Source organism: Spongiibacter sp. (genome assembly GCF_984394615.1).
In genome coordinates, this window is the sequence record NZ_CFHTQA010000004.1 from 36,041 (window position 1) to 51,384 (window position 15,344).

Genomic DNA, 15,344 nt, shown 5'->3' on the forward strand with positions numbered 1-15,344 from the left:
GTAAGATGGGCTGACTGGTTAAGGACATGAAATGACAGACCCCGACAAAAAAGACGAGAAAAAACCCGGCCCGCTGCAGGTTGTCGGTAGTGTAATTTCTGCAGCATTTGGTGTGCAGAGCAGCCGCAACCGTGAGCGCGATTTTCAGCACGGCCGCTTTCGCAATTACGTGATTGCGGCCGTGGGCTTCGTGATGGTGTTTATCGTGGTCGTCTTCAGTGTGGTGCAGATGGTGCTGAAAAGCGCTGGCTGACCCCATTTCTCGAGCAATAAAAAAGGCTGCCGAGGCAGCCTTTTTTATTGCAACCGTCACCGGCTCTTAATAGCCAGGCATGCCGTGAAGCCAGTAAACCACAGTACCGACCACAATGGTCAGGATCGCAACGGCGGCGCAAGCATCAGCAAAACTGTCCTCACGCGCTTCTTGATTGTTGTCAGACATAGCAACCTCAAAAGATTATCGGAATAAAATACCGGATTATTCCGGCAGACAAAGACGGCGCATTATAACAAGTTTCTGGATAACGAAATCCACTAAATGATAATCGGCCAGACGTATAAGCCTTATCCGCAAAAAGCATTAGCGATATAACCGATAACATTTTAAGATTCGCGCCAGATTGCTATTAAGCCCTCCGGCAGAGTTCTCCGCCGGTATCGCCGGGCTTCCGAGCCCTACAAGACCGATTTAACGCGAGAGATTTCAACGCTTTATGTACGCCTACGACCAGTACGACCGGCAAATTGTCAGCCAGCGTGTCGCCCAATACCGGGACCAAACCGAACGCTACCTGGCAGGTAAAATCAGCGATGAGCAGTTTCTGCCGCTGCGCCTCCAAAACGGCCTTTACGTTCAACGCCTGGCCCCCATGCTGCGCATCGCGGTTCCCTACGGCACGCTCAACAGCCAACAGTTGCGCAAACTGGCGCATATTTGCCGCCATTACGACAAAGGCTACGCGCACATCAGCACGCGGCAGAATATTCAGCTGAACTGGCCAAAACTCGAAGAAGTTCCCGACATTCTCGAAGAGCTACTCGAGGTCGATATGCACGCCATTCAGACCAGCGGCAACTGTATTCGCAACGTGACTGCTGACCAGTTCTCAGGCGTCGCTGCAGACGAGGTGGAAGATGCGCGCCCCTGGTGTGAAATCATTCGCCAGTGGTCAACGTTCCACCCCGAGTTTGCCTTCCTGCCCCGCAAATTCAAAATTGCCGTGTGTGGTTCCGAACAGGACCGTGCAGCGGTGATGGTGCACGATATCGGCCTGCAAATTGTTAAGGATCCCGAGGGCAACACCGCATTCAAAGTGATCGTGGGCGGCGGCTTGGGTCGCACCCCGGTGATTGGCAGCGTGATTCATGACGCCCTCCCCCCACAGCACCTGCTGACATACCTGGAAGCCATCGTCCGGGTCTACAACCAACTCGGGCGCCGGGACAACAAGTTCAAAGCGCGAATCAAGATTCTTGTTCGCGCCATGGGCGCTGATGCCTTCAAGGCGAAAGTGGAAGAAGAATGGGCCTTCATCAAGGACGGTCAGCTGAGCCTGCCCGAGGAAGAAGTCGCGCGCGCCAAGTCGTTTTTCACGGCACCCGATTACCTAGCGCTGCAGAATGAGGATCTTCAGGCTGTCGCTCTTGAGAGCCCGGCGTTTGCCCGTTGGCTTGCGCACAACGTGCACGCGCATAAGCAAGACGGCTACGCGATCGTTACCCTATCACTGAAAACCACCGGCGTAGCGCCTGGTGACATTACCGCAGAACAATTCGTGGCTGTTGCGAATCTGGCTGAAGAATATGGCTTCGGCGAGGCGCGAAGCACTCATCAGCAAAATATGGTGTTGCCAGATGTACAGCAGAAGCAGCTTTTCTCTCTGTGGCAGCGGCTGGAGAGCCTAGAGCTGGCCAGCCCCACTGTGGGCACGATGAATGATATTATCTGCTGCCCAGGTGGGGATTTTTGTTCGCTAGCCAACGCGAAATCTATTCCGATTGCAGAAGCGATTCAGCGTCGCTTCGACGATCTGGATTACCTCTATGATCTTGGCGAGATCGAACTGAATATTTCAGGCTGTATGAATGCCTGCGGCCATCACCATATCGGCAACATTGGCATTCTCGGTGTTGATAAGAAAGGGCAAGAGTTTTATCAGGTTTCCCTCGGCGGTAGCCAAGGGTTAAACGCGTCACTGGGTAAAATTCTGGGGCCATCTTTTGCACAGGAAGATATTCCCGACGTTATCGAGAAAATTCTGAACTGCTACGTAGAGCGTCGCCAGCCCGACGAGGACTTTCTCGACACTTTCAATCGCATTGGCCTGGAGCCCTTCAAGGAGCGTGTATATGCCTAATATCATTAAGCAGGGCCAGATCGTCGAGGACAACTGGCAAGTGTGGCGCGACAGCGACTCTCTGCCGGACAGTGCCCATGTTATTGTTCCGCTCGCCCTCTGGCAGGCACAGCGTGATGCCCTGCTGGCCAAAGGGCCTGTAGCATTGTTTCTCGCCAGCGACGAGTCTCCGAAAGCCCTGAGCGATGACGACCTGGAAAAAGCGGCCTTTATTGCCGTCGATTTCCCCAAATTCATGGATGGCCGGGGCTTCAGTTATGCACGCGAGCTCCGGGAACAGCGTCACTATCAGGGCGAAATTCGCGCCATTGGCGATTTTATGCGAGACCAGCTTTTCTACATGCAACGCTGTGGCTTCAGCAGTTACGCGCTGCCCAGCGAAGAACTGGAAGCCGCATTGGCCAGCTTCAATGATTTTACCGAAAGCTATCAGCCGTCTATCGATCAACCGCGACCGCTATTTCGCAGACGCGCCTGACAGCAGCTCGATCCCCACAAAAAAGCCCGCTTTTAGCGGGCTTTTTTGTCTTTGGTGACATTCGCGAGTTATTTAAAAATCACCGAAAAAGTCACGGGTACAGCCAGAGAAATGTTATTCAAACCGGCGAGACTGCGCAGCTTGCCGATACCCGGTGCCAACTTGTGTCGAGTCACATCAATAAAACCAGGAGTGACCGTCGCGACGCTCAACTCACCGCCGCTCAATCGCGTCACCTGCGTCTGAAATATCATGGGGACGGTATTACCATTCAAGGTCAACTCCCCTTTCAACTCTACTGCCTGTTGCTCACCCGCTTTCAGTGCGCTCACCGACTCGAGATCGACATCAGCCACGAAATTCGCCGTTTTATACTGCGCGGTATCGAACAGGTATTTGCGCATGCGCTCATCACGGATTTCGATGCCGCTGTTAATGCTGTCTAGGGCAATCTCTATGGTTGCTTTACCGCTCGCGTCATCGATACTGCCAGCCACCTTTTTAAAGGTAAACAATTCTGCAAAACGGTCATTCTTGACACTGGTGATGTTCAGTGTCGAGCGACTGCTATCCATTTCCAGGGCATTCAAGCCACTGGCAGCCAAAGCCAGCGCTGCCGCACGGAAGAGCTTTTTCATTACCACACACTCCTTTCTTGATGAACTCGCATTGTTGGACAATATAATCCCAAAAAATTACCGACCATCTTACAAAGAATGGCTGCTCTTTGCAGATGTCCTGCGCATAAAAAAGCCCGGCCAAATGACCGGGCTTCTCATACGCTCAAAGCGTAATGCGATACAGCTGCTTAAATCGCGCTTTCCAGCTCAGGCAGTGCATCAAACAAATCGGCAACCAGCCCGTAGTCGGCGACCTGGAAGATGGGAGCATCTTCGTCCTTGTTGATGGCAACAATGACTTTGGAGTCTTTCATGCCTGCAAGGTGCTGGATGGCACCGGAAATGCCCACGGCAATATACAGCCCGGGAGCAACGATCTTGCCGGTTTGACCGACTTGCATATCGTTGGGTACAAAGCCTGCGTCAACAGCGGCACGAGAAGCACCCACTGCGGCACCCAGCTTGTCAGCCAGCGAGTACAGCATGCTGAAGTTATCGCCGTTCTGCATACCGCGTCCGCCAGAGACAACGATGTCGGCAGCAGTCAGGTCAGGACGATCGCTCTTAGCCAGCTCTTCTTTATCGAAGCTCGAAATCGCTGCGTCTTGGGCACTGGCTACGGCTTCAACAGCCGCAGAACCACCTTCAGCTGCGGCGGCATCAAAAGCGGTTGCACGTACAGTGATCACCTTGATCGGATCAGAAGACTGCACCGTTGCGATAACATTACCCGCGTAGATGGGACGCTTGAACGTGTCAGCGCTTTCTACAGCGATAATCTCAGAGATTTGTGCAACATCCAGCAGAGCTGCTGCACGCGGCAGCGTGTTCTTACCATTGCTGGTCGCAGGAGCCAGAATGTAACCGTAGTCCTTGCCCAGCTCGGCAACCAACAGCGCAACGTTCTCAGCCAGTTGATGACCGTAGGCAGCATTATCAGCCACCAGAACCTTGCTCACGCCGTCGATTTTCGCTGCAGCTTCCGCTGCAGCACCACAGCCTTCACCGGCAACCAATACGGCGATATCACCGCCGATCGCTTTTGCCGCTGTCACGGTGTTCAGGGTTGCCCCATTGATAGAGGCGTTATCGTGTTCTGCAATAACAAGAATGCTCATTAGATTACCTTCGCCTCGTTTTTCAGTTTTTCAACCAGTTCAGCAACGTCGGCCACCTTGATGCCTGCCTGACGCTCTGCCGGCGGCTCAACTTTCAGTGTTTTAACACGTGGCGTTACATCGATGCCCAGCTCGTCAGGAGTCAGAGTATCCAGCGGCTTTTTCTTGGCTTTCATGATATTCGGCAGTGAAGCATAACGGGGTTCGTTCAGACGCAAGTCTGTAGTCACCACTGCGGGCAGTTTCAGTTTCACTGTCTGCAGACCACCATCGATTTCGCGAGTGACTGCAACGCTGTCGCCATCAACCGCAACTTCTGAAGCGAATGTCCCCTGACCCATACCAGCCAACGCGGCCAGCATCTGACCAGTCTGGTTGTTGTCACCGTCAATGGCCTGCTTGCCCATGATGACCAGCTGAGGCTGCTCTTTATCAACAACCGCCTTCAGTACTTTGGCAATGCCCAGAGGCTGAACGTCTTCATCGGTTTCGACCAAAATGCCGCGGTCAGCGCCCAGCGCCAACGCAGTACGAATTTGCTCTTGGGCCACTTTGGGGCCGATCGATACAGCGACGATTTCAGTAGCGACGCCTTTCTCTTTCAGGCGCACAGCTTCTTCAACAGCGATTTCACAGAATGGATTGATCGCCATTTTGACATTATTCAGATCAACGCCAGTACCATCCGACTTGGGACGCACTTTGACGTTGTAGTCAACGACTCGTTTGACAGCAACAAGAACCTTCATGGATTCCCCAGTAAACGCGTAAATGAATGGAAATAGCTAACGTCCTTACGCTGCGGATTGAAAAATCGATCCGTCCAGACGAAGCCCCTTATAAAAAGCGCCGTTATATTGACGCCATTGCCCCGCGAGGTCAACCAAACCGGCCTATTCACCGCCTGAATAATGAGAATTAACGACATTGAATTTGATGCTTTTATAACCCAAAAAACGGCAAGAACAGCGAACAGCGCCGGACTCTGCCCTCCTCTATGCACGTAAAGCCACTGCACACTTGTAGCCTTTCCAAGCGCATCCCCCTATAATTTCGCCTTTTGACGGCGCCCAAAGGCTCAGACTATAAGGGCTGCGCTGAACTTGGTATTAAAGGAGAGAGACTGTGGAACGCGAATCGATGGAGTTTGACGTCCTGATCGTCGGCGCTGGTCCTGCGGGTCTGGCTGCGGCCTGTAAAATTCGCCAACTGAGCGAAAGCACCGGCCAAGACATCAGCGTGTGTGTAGTAGAAAAAGGCTCCGAAGTCGGCGCCCACATCCTTTCGGGCGCGGTCTTCGAGCCCACGGCTCTGAACGAGCTGTTTCCCAACTGGAAAGAGATGGGCGCACCGTTGAACACTGCGGTCACTGGCGACGACATCTACTACATGACCAGTGCGGAAAAGGCGACCAAAGTACCGGGTTTCGCCGTCCCCAAGACCATGCACAATGAAGGCAACTACATCATCAGTCTCGGCAACCTCTGCCGCTGGCTGGCAGAGCAAGCAGAAGGCATGGGAGCAGAAATCTACCCCGGCTTTGCCGCTTCTGATGTACTTTATAACGAAGATGGCAGCGTTAAGGGTATTGTGACCGGCGACATGGGTATTGCTGCCGACGGAAGCCAGAAAGACAGCTACATGCCCGGCATGGAGCTGCACGCCAAATATACTCTGTTCTCGGAAGGTTGCCGCGGCCACTTGGGTAAGCGGCTGATTGAGAAATTCGACCTGAGTGCGGGCAAAGATCCCCAACACTATGGCATTGGGATCAAAGAACTGTGGAAAATCGATCCAGCCAAACACGAAGAAGGCAAAGTTATTCACGCCACTGGCTGGCCGCTTTCAGAAAATGGTGCCTTTGGTGGTAGCTTCCTCTACCACATCGAAGACAACCAAATTTCTATCGGCCTGATCACCGATCTGTGCTATGACAACCCCTGGTTGTCGCCCTTCGAAGAGTTCCAACGCTTCAAGCAACACCCCGTTATCAAACAGTACCTTGAAGGGGGCGAGCGTGTTTCATACGGCGCTCGGGCCATCTCCAAAGGCGGTCTTCAGTCTCTGCCCAAAATGACCTTCCCAGGCGGCCTGCTGATCGGCTGTGACGCCGGCACACTGAATTTCGCCAAGATTAAAGGCAGCCACACTGCAATGAAATCGGGCATGATCGCTGCGGAAGTGGTTCACAAGGCCTTGACGGCCGACAGTAAATCCGGCGAAGAGCTGACCGAGTACACCACCGCCTTCGAAAACTCCTGGCTGTATGACGAACTCTACGCGCAGCGTAACTTTGGTCCTGCACAACACAAATGGGGCAACTTCATCGGCTCGGCGTACGCCTTCGTTGATATCAATATCTTCAACGGCAAACTCCCGTGGACAATGCGCGACGATCATGCGGATTACGCGCAGATGAAACCCGCTGACAGCTGCAAGAAAATCGAGTACCCAAAACCTGACAACAAAATCAGTTTTGACCGCCTCAGCTCGGTATTCCTGTCGAATACCAACCACGAGGAAGATCAGCCCTGTCACTTGACCCTGAAAGACCCAGAGCTGCCAATTCGCGAAAACCTGCCGAAATACGCCGAGCCTGCTCAGCGCTACTGCCCGGCCGGTGTTTACGAGGTAGTTGAGGATGAGAGCGGCACAGCGCGCTTCCAGATCAACGGCCAGAACTGCGTTCACTGCAAAACCTGTGACATCAAGGATCCGGCTCAGAACATTGTCTGGGTAACGCCTGAGGGCCTGGGCGGCCCCAATTACCCCAACATGTAAGTGCGACGAGAGTCGCGCTTGCGCGCTGTAAGATGCTGATTTAAATAGCATTTTACAGTATCGAAGAGCAGCTCAGGCTGCCCTTCAACCCCTGTCAAGTGAGGTGGAGAGGTTTTCCGGTACTCACGAAACAGGTTCAACGGTGGTACGACTTAGCAAGTCCGAGTCGGTGCCGTTGAGAACCCTGCAACCCTGGTATTACTGGGGTTGCATACGCACCTCAGTAAAATCTTCCCTGAAGAACAGGGTCGGGGTTGGAGTAGACAAGGGAGGAAAAGCAGAAATTGCATTTCCAACCAAACCGTTGAGCGAGCTAAACCGGTAACGGCAAAGCTTCTAAACGGTTGTCGATGCAAGCATGTAAAGCTGCGTTGATGATTGTCGATCTGACCACGATGACTGTCTTATCAGTTATTTCTCAGTCAGCAGACGACCGATTGTGTGACCAATCGTAGCCTAGGGGCAGCGCATCTCTGGTAACGGAGTTGTGTGAAGCGCCCTGACAATGTACCCCCGCGCAAGCGGTGTACTGTCTCCGTGAGGCGGCATGCAGAGACTGCCAGTAGCAAGGCGGTTGAGGGGCTAGGCTGGAAGGTAAGGTGAACGTAAGTGAACTGTTGATAAACGTCGTTATAGAGGAAAGAGCCAAAGCTACTGATAGGCTCTCACCAAAAGGTATGTGGTTGGTTATTCCGCTTTACATTCGGGATACGTCACCCTAAGCACCACCGGCGAAGAGACAGCACCTACCCCTTCCGTGTCATCAACGTGGAACTCGGTAAGCCCGTAGTTGCGCCTCATTGAGGCAGGAGCGTCGCAAGGCAATCTGTTGCGACTGCGGGTAAGGGAGGATGGAAAAAGCGAAGGCTCTGCTGTAATGGCAGGGATACCCGCCTGAAACATGGCGGGCAGCGAAAGCTGTGCCCACTTCCATCTGGTCTCTCATGGCGAGAGATCTGGATAACCCTCTACCGGGACGTAGAAAAGAAAAGGCAGCCCGGAAGGGCCGCCAATTCCGATTTACATCTTAGGGTAAAAATCGGTCAGGAGTTCGAACTGTTGTTCGGCTCCTCACCGAGCCGAGTTCCGAACTCCTTCCAATTACGAGAAGGAGATTAGCATGACTAGCGTTTCGCCAATAGCGGAATCTGCGGTCTCCGGCAGACCGGAACACTGGCACCAGATTAACTGGGGACACGTGAACCGAACTGTTCGAGGGATACAGATTCGCATCGCCAAGGCAACACAGGAAGAGGATTGGCGCCGGGTGAAAGCCCTGCAACGATTCTTGACCCGCTCGTTTTGCGGCCGCGCATTAGCCGTGCGACGAGTGACTGAGAACCAGGGCCGCCGCACACCGGGAGTTGATGGTGTGCTGTGGTCTACGCCCGAGGCCAAACGGCGGGCGGTGGGTCAATTGAAGTGCCGGGGATACCGTGCCCTGCCCTTGCGGCGAGTACGGATTCCTAAAGCGAATGGGAAAGAGCGCCTTCTGGGCATTCCTACCATGCGCGACCGGGCAATGCAGGCGCTGTTTCTACTTGCATTGCAACCGGTATCGGAAACCCGTGCCGATCCGAACTCCTATGGGTTCAGACCGGAACGCTCCACGGCAGATGCCATTATGCAGTGCTACATGCTCTTGCGTAAGAAAGGCTCCCCGCAGTGGATATTGGAAGCCGATATTAAAGGCTGCTTTGACCACATCGACCATCAATGGCTGGTTGATAACGTCCAGATGGACAAACGTGTTTTACGTAAGTGGCTGAAAGCCGGAGTGGTGGATATGGGTAGAGTGTGGGAAACGGTTGAAGGTACACCGCAAGGTGGCATCATCTCCCCTACGCTCGCCAATATGGCGCTCGACGGTCTGGAAGCATTGTTGGCCGAGCACTTCGGTGCAAAGGGCAGCAAGAAACTGCGGAAGCACAAAGTGGGGCTAGTGCGTTACGCGGATGACTTCATTATTACCGGCACCTCGAAAGAGCTGCTGGAAACGGAGGTCAAACCGCTGGTGGAGAAATTTCTGGCCGTTCGCGGCCTGACACTATCCGCTGAAAAAACGCATGTTACCCACATCGACCGTGGCTTTGATTTTCTAGGATGGAACGCACGCAAGTACGGGGGCAAATTGCTCATCAAACCGTCCGAGAAAAATACCAAGGCGTTTCTTACGAAATGCCGAAGTATTATCAAGAGCTACAATGGTGCCAGACAAGCACACCTCATCTGGCAGTTGAACCCAGTCATTCGTGGCTGGGTCAATTACCACAAGCATCAGGTGGCCAGCGACGCATTCACGCGAGTGGATGCGCAACTCTGGCAAGCTCTATGGCGCTGGGCGCGTCGGCGACACGCAAAAAAAGGTAAGCGATGGATTGCCAAGCGGTACTGGCGACACATTGGTAACCGAGCGTGGACGTTCGCTGACGATACTGTTGATGTAACGGGAACTGAGAAACGGGTTAAGTTGATATATGCAACGGACACTCGAATCAAGCGGCACATCAAGATCAAGGCGGATGCCAATCCCTTTGATCCTGACTGGGAGCTGTATTTTGAGGAATTGAGGCAGACGCGAATGCAGGATTCCCTGCAATATCGCCGACGCGTAAATTCTCTATATATGCAGCAATCGGGGCGGTGCGTAGTTTGCAATCAACCTATTTCCCATGAAACAGGCTGGCATGAACACCATTTGACCCGCAGGGTCGATGGCGGCAGTGACAATCTGGCTAACTTGGTACTTCTCCACCCGACCTGTCATAACCAGGTTCATCATCAACACCTCTCAGTTGTGAAACCGGCCTCTTTGGAGGCTTCGTAGAGGCTTGAGCCGTATGCGGGGAAACTCGCACGTACGGTTCTTAGGGGGCTGGGGCGCAGTAATGCGCCCCGGCTACCCGACAACCCAAAAGGGCAGCTTACGCTGCCCTTTTTTTGCACGACTATTGATGACACATCAATGCTTCAGCCACCCATCGTCATGACTGGCAACAGCGAGAATCGATCAGCAGCTCCCCAACTCAAAGTTACTGCCTGAGGAAGCCAAAATCAGCTTCCCATCTTCTTGTTCCGCCATCTCCACCAGACGATAGAACGAAGCGCGATTTACCCTCGCCGCCAAGCCATATTCCGTCATGACGCTGGGTTGCGGCTCTCCAGAGGTTTCATCTTCGGTCACGATTAATGGGTGTTCAGCAGCAATCGCATACCAGCGATTAACATTGGTTTTTACCGCTACACGCTGCTCAGGAGTACCTTGATTTTCGATTTCCGTATCAACGACGATGAGCGGCAGATCATCGACAATCAGCCGCCACTTTTCGACAGGCGTCACCAGGTAATACTGCCCGTCGTCCTCACGGCGAAGAATAGACGAGAAGAGACATACCAACTCTTGACGCTTGATCTCCCCGCCTTCATGAAACCATCGTCCGTCGGCCGTGATACGAATATCGATATCGCCACTGAATTCCGGATGCCACTTGTCGAGCGGCGGGCGTCCCTTCTGCTCACTCAGTAGTTTCTCAATGCTGTCCAGCGCCGACATAGCCACCTCCTGCTCAGCGAATCAAGCGGACGTTGATCACTCCTTCCAGCGCCGCAATTTGCTCCAGCAACTCCTCGCCAACATCACTGGCGAGATCAATAAGATTGTAGGCAATTTCATCGCGGCTCTTGTTTAGCATATCAACGATATTGATGTTTGCATCGGAGAGAATGCCGAGAATACTGCCCAGAATCTTGGGCACATTGTGGTTGGCAACCGCCAGTCGACACTCGCCACTGCGCTCCAGGTACAACGCCGGAAAGTTCACAGAATTGCTGATGTTGCCGTTACGCAAAAAGTCGTCCAATTGATTCGCCGCCATGATGGCGCAGTTCTCTTCGGCCTCGTCAGTGCTGGCACCAATATGCGGCATGAGAATCACGTCGTTGCGACCAATCAGCTCAGGCGTTGGGAAGTCGGTGATAAATTTACGCAGGCGCCCGGCGTTTAGGGCTTCTACGACCGCATCGATATTGACGATTTCTTCCCGCGCAAAATTGAGCAGACAGGTCCCTGGGCGGCAATTGCCCAGCAGATCGGCGTTAACCATGCCTCGAGTTGAATCGAAGACCGGCAAATGCAGCGTGATGAAGTCTGCCTTGGCGAACAGGCTGCCAATATTCTCCATTTTTTGCACCGCGCTGGGCAGTCGCCAAGCGGCATCGACGGACAGCGCAGGATCATAGCCAATCACCTGCATGCCAAGATCCAGCGCTGCTCGGGCAATCATAGAGCCAATGGCGCCCAGGCCAACAATACCTAGCGTGCGCCCCTGCAATTCATTACCTTTGAAGCGCTTCTTTTCCTTTTCAAGCAGCTTGGCAAGCTCAGCACCATCCTTCATGTCGCCCAACGTATCGACATAGGCAATACCTTCAAGAATGCCCCGCGAGCCCAGCGTGAGGCCGGAAATCACCAGCTCTTTTACCGCATTTGCGTTGGCACCCGGGCTGTTAAAGACGGGAATGCCACGCTGCGTACATTCGGCAACAGGAACATTGTTGGTCCCCGCCCCGGCGCGCGCGATGGCTTTTACCGATTCGGGAATATCAGCATTCTGCAATTTATGACTGCGCAGCAAAATGGCATCTGGCGAGCTGAATTCGCTGGCGATCTCGTATTGCTCTCTGGGCAGACGCTCCAGGCCTTTGACAGAAATCTGGTTCAAGGTAAGAATTTTGTACACACTTCCTCCTTCTCGTTTCACTTAACGGGCCGTGCCGGGCAGAATCTCCTGCAGCGACGCCAGCTCTTTACACTCCACTTTTGGAATGCAGCGAAACGCATTGATATTATTAATTTTTCCCGCAACTACCAGAGCCGCAGTGAAATCGTCATCCTGGGCCAACAGGCGCAAATCCCAGCGCCCTGCATCATCGGCATCCAGGCGCTTAACCTGCATGCCATCTAACAGCACGGAGAAATCGTGTAGCGGAATAGACAGCCCCTCACCACGCGCCTTGAGATAGGCCTCCTTTAACGTCCAGAAGCGGAAAAAGGCGGTCAGGCGCCCTTCAACCTCGATCTCTTTGAGAGCCGCCATTTCGGTGTCGGAAAGGTAATCATCCGCTGCATCCAACATTCCCTGGCTGTCGGTCTGAAACTCGACATCAACACCAACATCGACGCCATTGGTGACAGCACACAGCGTCAATCCGTGGGTATGGGCAGCATTAAAGCTTAAATTATGCTGATGCCCGGCGAGGCTCGGCTTACCATAGCGGTTAACCTCGAATTGCAAGGCTTCAGGCGCCATATCAACATACTCTGCGAGCACACAGCGCAAAAACGCTCGGCTCGCCAAATAGTCCTCGGCCTGGCCGGCATGCTGGCGCTGCTCGTATTCCTCCTGCTCATCAGGAGACAGCCACTGCATGTAATGTTGTAGCTTGGGTTTAATGCGGGGATCATCGGTCGCACAGCACCAGATATCAACCTGGCCGGCAGACAAACGCCTGAATTCACGCGTTGTCGTCATTATTATGTCCTTGCCGGGCCGAAAATCACGCACCCGGTTCTCTTAAGAGCAGAATCAAGGGCGCTGCTGCGCCCCCTCTCAGTTGATACTGATTTCTGCGGTGTTCCACAAAATATTAAAATAGCTAGCGAAAGCCTTTGACGCAGCATTTTGATTCATGCTGCGACGTACGCTCGCAAGTGTCTCTGCGTCCAGCGCAGCACGCTGCCCTGCCTGATGGTCTCTCAGCTGCACCACTAAGTAATCACCCGTCTGACGATGTAGCGTCGCCGCACTCACACCACTTTCCTCTGGCAATGGCATTTGGAATACGAAGCGGCGCAGATCCTGTTCAACAGAAATGTCCGTTCTGCGGATAGACTGGGATGCCTGCCATTCCAGCCCCCTCGCCTTGGCGACGGCTTCCGCTCGCTCGCCTGCCGCCATGGCCGCCTCAATTTCCTGCGCATCAGCAACGGCCAACGCCTGAGCTTTCTCAGCCTTCAACTCCGCACTGATATCGGACTTAACCTCGTCAAAAGGCAGAGTTTCCGGCGCTTGGTAAGCATCGACATGAATAACCAAGAAGCGTTCTGGGCTCAATTCAAATACATCGCTGTTTAACGCCTGGTCGCGCAACTCAGCGTCAAAGGCCGCCTGTTTGACGCGCTCATGGCTAAAGAGTTCGCTGTCAGCATCTTCCGTCAGCCAATCTGTCTCTTTGACCTCCAGCCCGAGCTCCTTTGCTGGCATGCTCAAATCTTCTGCGTTGAAAACCAGATCTCTCAAGGTCTCTACCGCGGCCGTCAGCTCAGGCTGCGCTTTCTGGCGGCGCAGACGCTCTGTAATCTCCAATCTCATGGAGTCGAGGCTTGGTGTGTCAGCTTCTTTGATGCTCAGCAATTTAATCAGATGTAACCCCGCCTCGGTTTCCACAGGCTCTGAGACTTGCCCTGGCTCAAGGGAGGCCAAGGCCTCTTCAAATTCAGGAGGGAAACTGTCCCCGCGGGTAAAGCCGAGACGACCGCCATCATCAGCAGAGCCTACGTCTTCAGACAGCGATTTTGCCAATGCCTCGAAGGACTCCCCCGCCATCAGCTTCGCCTCTGCGTCCTTCAGTTTTTCGAGCGCTTGTTCTCGACTTTGCTCATCGTTTATCTCAAGCAGAATATGTGCAGCCTCTCGCTCTGACTCAGTGTTCAGATTGGCCACCATATTTTCGTATTCGGCCTGGACCTGCTCCTCAGAAACTGGCTGATAAAACTGCTCTTCGTTCAATTCCAGATAGGAAAGCTTCACTTTCGGCTGACTCTGAAAGCGCGCACTGTTGGCATCATAAAAGTCACGCAGCTCGTCTTCACTGACCGTGACCTGGTTTTCATACTTGCTCAACGGCACGGTAACCGTGTGGAAGCCCCGTGTTTCGTATAGGTAGGCCACGGCATCATCAACATCAGCGTCCGTAACAAACGCCGAGGACGCAACTGATGCCGAGAGCTGCTGAATGCGCAAGTCAGCACGCAACATTTGCTTGAACAGAGCGCCGCTGTACCCCTGCAGCCTCAACACTTGCTGATACAGGTCTTGAGAAAAGCGGCCATCTTCCTGAAATTGCGGCATGCCCGCAATGACGGCATTGAGCTGCTGATCGGAAACCTCAATACCGGCTTCATCAGCGGCTTGAAGTAACAATTGTTGCTTGATCAATGTATCCAGTGCGGGTTTGCGCAACACGGCATCATCAAGCATGGCCGGATCCAATTGCTGCCCCATTACAGAAATAAAGCGGCGCTTCTGCATCGCGATCGCCTGCTGCAATTCTGCCTCAGAGACTTTTTCGCCATTAATGCTTGCCGCTGGCGGCTGGGATGAGGTGTTAAAAAGGCTGTCGATTCCGAAAAGCGCAAAGGGAACAATAATGATGGCGATGATGACTTTCGCGGCCGTTCCCTGAATGTTATCCCTGATGTTCTGCAGCATGTACGTTGGACCCGTTTAAATATAAAAAAAGCGCATCTTTCGATGCGCCTTTCGACAGAGGCATACCCTCTTTTCAGTGGCGGCTCTGCCTAACGCTATAAGCTGTTCGCCCTTAGTTGCAGGCGTCTTTCAGCGCTTTACCCGCTTTGAAGCTAGGAATCTTCGCAGCAGCGATTTCGATCGGCGCACCAGTCTGAGGGTTACGGCCGGTACGGGCAGCACGCTCTTTGACACTGAAGGTTCCGAAGCCAACCAGTGATACTGAATCGTTTGATTTCAGTGCATTAGTGATCGCTTCGACGGCGGCGTCCAGTGCACGCCCAGCCGACGCTTTGGACAGGTCTGCGGACTCAGCAATAGCGTCGATTAGCTCAGATTTATTCACTTATCCTTCCCCTTCAAATTGTTATGAAAAACCGTATAGCAACGCTGGTGACAACCTACACGCATCGATAAATTACGCGGTAGCTGCCGACTCAGAGAGAGGGTTTTATACCAAC

14 protein-coding genes are annotated in these 15,344 nt (G+C 53.3%); 5 read left to right on the plus strand and 9 right to left on the minus strand.

Translation table 11 applies throughout. The features are described 5' to 3' along the window. Positions 1-31: 31 nt before the first annotated feature. On the plus strand, positions 32-253 hold the full coding sequence (locus AC5DB9_RS02750) for a DUF2970 domain-containing protein (RefSeq protein ID WP_022957207.1): 222 nt from the start codon (positions 32-34) through the stop codon (positions 251-253). 66 nt (positions 254-319) lie between these two features. On the opposite strand, the gene AC5DB9_RS02755 is transcribed toward AC5DB9_RS02750, so the two are convergent. Beyond that, positions 320-442 (minus strand): hypothetical protein, encoded by a 123-nt coding sequence (locus AC5DB9_RS02755; protein ID WP_022957208.1) that lies wholly within the window; start codon positions 440-442, stop codon positions 320-322. A gap of 271 nt (positions 443-713) precedes the next feature. On the opposite strand from AC5DB9_RS02755, the gene AC5DB9_RS02760 reads away from it, so the two are divergent. Both AC5DB9_RS02760 and AC5DB9_RS02765 read left to right on the plus strand, forming a co-directional pair. Further along, positions 714-2,357: a nitrite/sulfite reductase gene (locus AC5DB9_RS02760; protein WP_273009822.1), complete on the plus strand. Its 1,644-nt coding sequence runs from the start codon at positions 714-716 to the stop codon at positions 2,355-2,357. Beyond that, entirely contained in the window at positions 2,350-2,835 is a 486-nt protein-coding gene (locus tag AC5DB9_RS02765; RefSeq protein WP_022957210.1) for a DUF934 domain-containing protein, read from the plus strand. The genes AC5DB9_RS02760 and AC5DB9_RS02765 overlap by 8 nt, the downstream gene beginning before the upstream one ends. A gap of 68 nt (positions 2,836-2,903) precedes the next feature. Here the strand turns inward: AC5DB9_RS02765 and AC5DB9_RS02770 are convergent, their stop codons facing one another. From AC5DB9_RS02770 to AC5DB9_RS02780, 3 genes are all read right to left on the minus strand, one after another. Then, complete coding sequence (locus AC5DB9_RS02770) at positions 2,904-3,473, minus strand: YceI family protein (protein ID WP_272994367.1); 570 nt, start codon at positions 3,471-3,473, stop codon at positions 2,904-2,906. Positions 3,474-3,643: 170 nt separating this feature from the next. After that, complete coding sequence (locus AC5DB9_RS02775; protein ID WP_272994369.1) at positions 3,644-4,573, minus strand: electron transfer flavoprotein subunit alpha/FixB family protein; 930 nt, start codon at positions 4,571-4,573, stop codon at positions 3,644-3,646. Further along, on the minus strand, positions 4,573-5,322 hold the full coding sequence (locus tag AC5DB9_RS02780; RefSeq protein WP_022957213.1) for an electron transfer flavoprotein subunit beta/FixA family protein: 750 nt from the start codon (positions 5,320-5,322) through the stop codon (positions 4,573-4,575). Before AC5DB9_RS02780 ends, AC5DB9_RS02775 begins: the two co-directional genes overlap by 1 nt. A gap of 376 nt (positions 5,323-5,698) precedes the next feature. On the opposite strand from AC5DB9_RS02780, the gene AC5DB9_RS02785 reads away from it, so the two are divergent. Together AC5DB9_RS02785 and ltrA are read left to right on the plus strand one after the other, a co-directional pair. Then, on the plus strand, positions 5,699-7,354 hold the full coding sequence (locus AC5DB9_RS02785) for an electron transfer flavoprotein-ubiquinone oxidoreductase (RefSeq protein WP_272994371.1): 1,656 nt from the start codon (positions 5,699-5,701) through the stop codon (positions 7,352-7,354). A 1,120-nt stretch (positions 7,355-8,474) separates the two neighbouring features. Then, complete coding sequence (ltrA, locus tag AC5DB9_RS02790; protein ID WP_272994372.1) at positions 8,475-10,181, plus strand: group II intron reverse transcriptase/maturase; 1,707 nt, start codon at positions 8,475-8,477, stop codon at positions 10,179-10,181. 183 nt (positions 10,182-10,364) lie between these two features. Here ltrA and AC5DB9_RS02795 read toward each other — a convergent pair whose 3' ends face one another. The 5 genes from AC5DB9_RS02795 to AC5DB9_RS02815 form a co-directional block, all read right to left on the minus strand. Further along, entirely contained in the window at positions 10,365-10,907 is a 543-nt protein-coding gene (locus AC5DB9_RS02795) for a DUF1285 domain-containing protein (RefSeq protein ID WP_272994374.1), read from the minus strand. A 13-nt stretch (positions 10,908-10,920) separates the two neighbouring features. Next, on the minus strand, positions 10,921-12,093 hold the full coding sequence (locus tag AC5DB9_RS02800) for a phosphoglycerate dehydrogenase (RefSeq protein WP_022957216.1): 1,173 nt from the start codon (positions 12,091-12,093) through the stop codon (positions 10,921-10,923). Between the two features lie 21 nt (positions 12,094-12,114). Next, complete coding sequence (locus tag AC5DB9_RS02805) at positions 12,115-12,885, minus strand: 4'-phosphopantetheinyl transferase family protein (RefSeq protein ID WP_272994375.1); 771 nt, start codon at positions 12,883-12,885, stop codon at positions 12,115-12,117. 78 nt (positions 12,886-12,963) lie between these two features. Then, complete coding sequence (locus AC5DB9_RS02810; protein ID WP_272994377.1) at positions 12,964-14,844, minus strand: SurA N-terminal domain-containing protein; 1,881 nt, start codon at positions 14,842-14,844, stop codon at positions 12,964-12,966. Between the two features lie 112 nt (positions 14,845-14,956). After that, positions 14,957-15,229 (minus strand): HU family DNA-binding protein, encoded by a 273-nt coding sequence (locus tag AC5DB9_RS02815; protein WP_022957219.1) that lies wholly within the window; start codon positions 15,227-15,229, stop codon positions 14,957-14,959. Positions 15,230-15,344 lie beyond the last annotated feature (115 nt).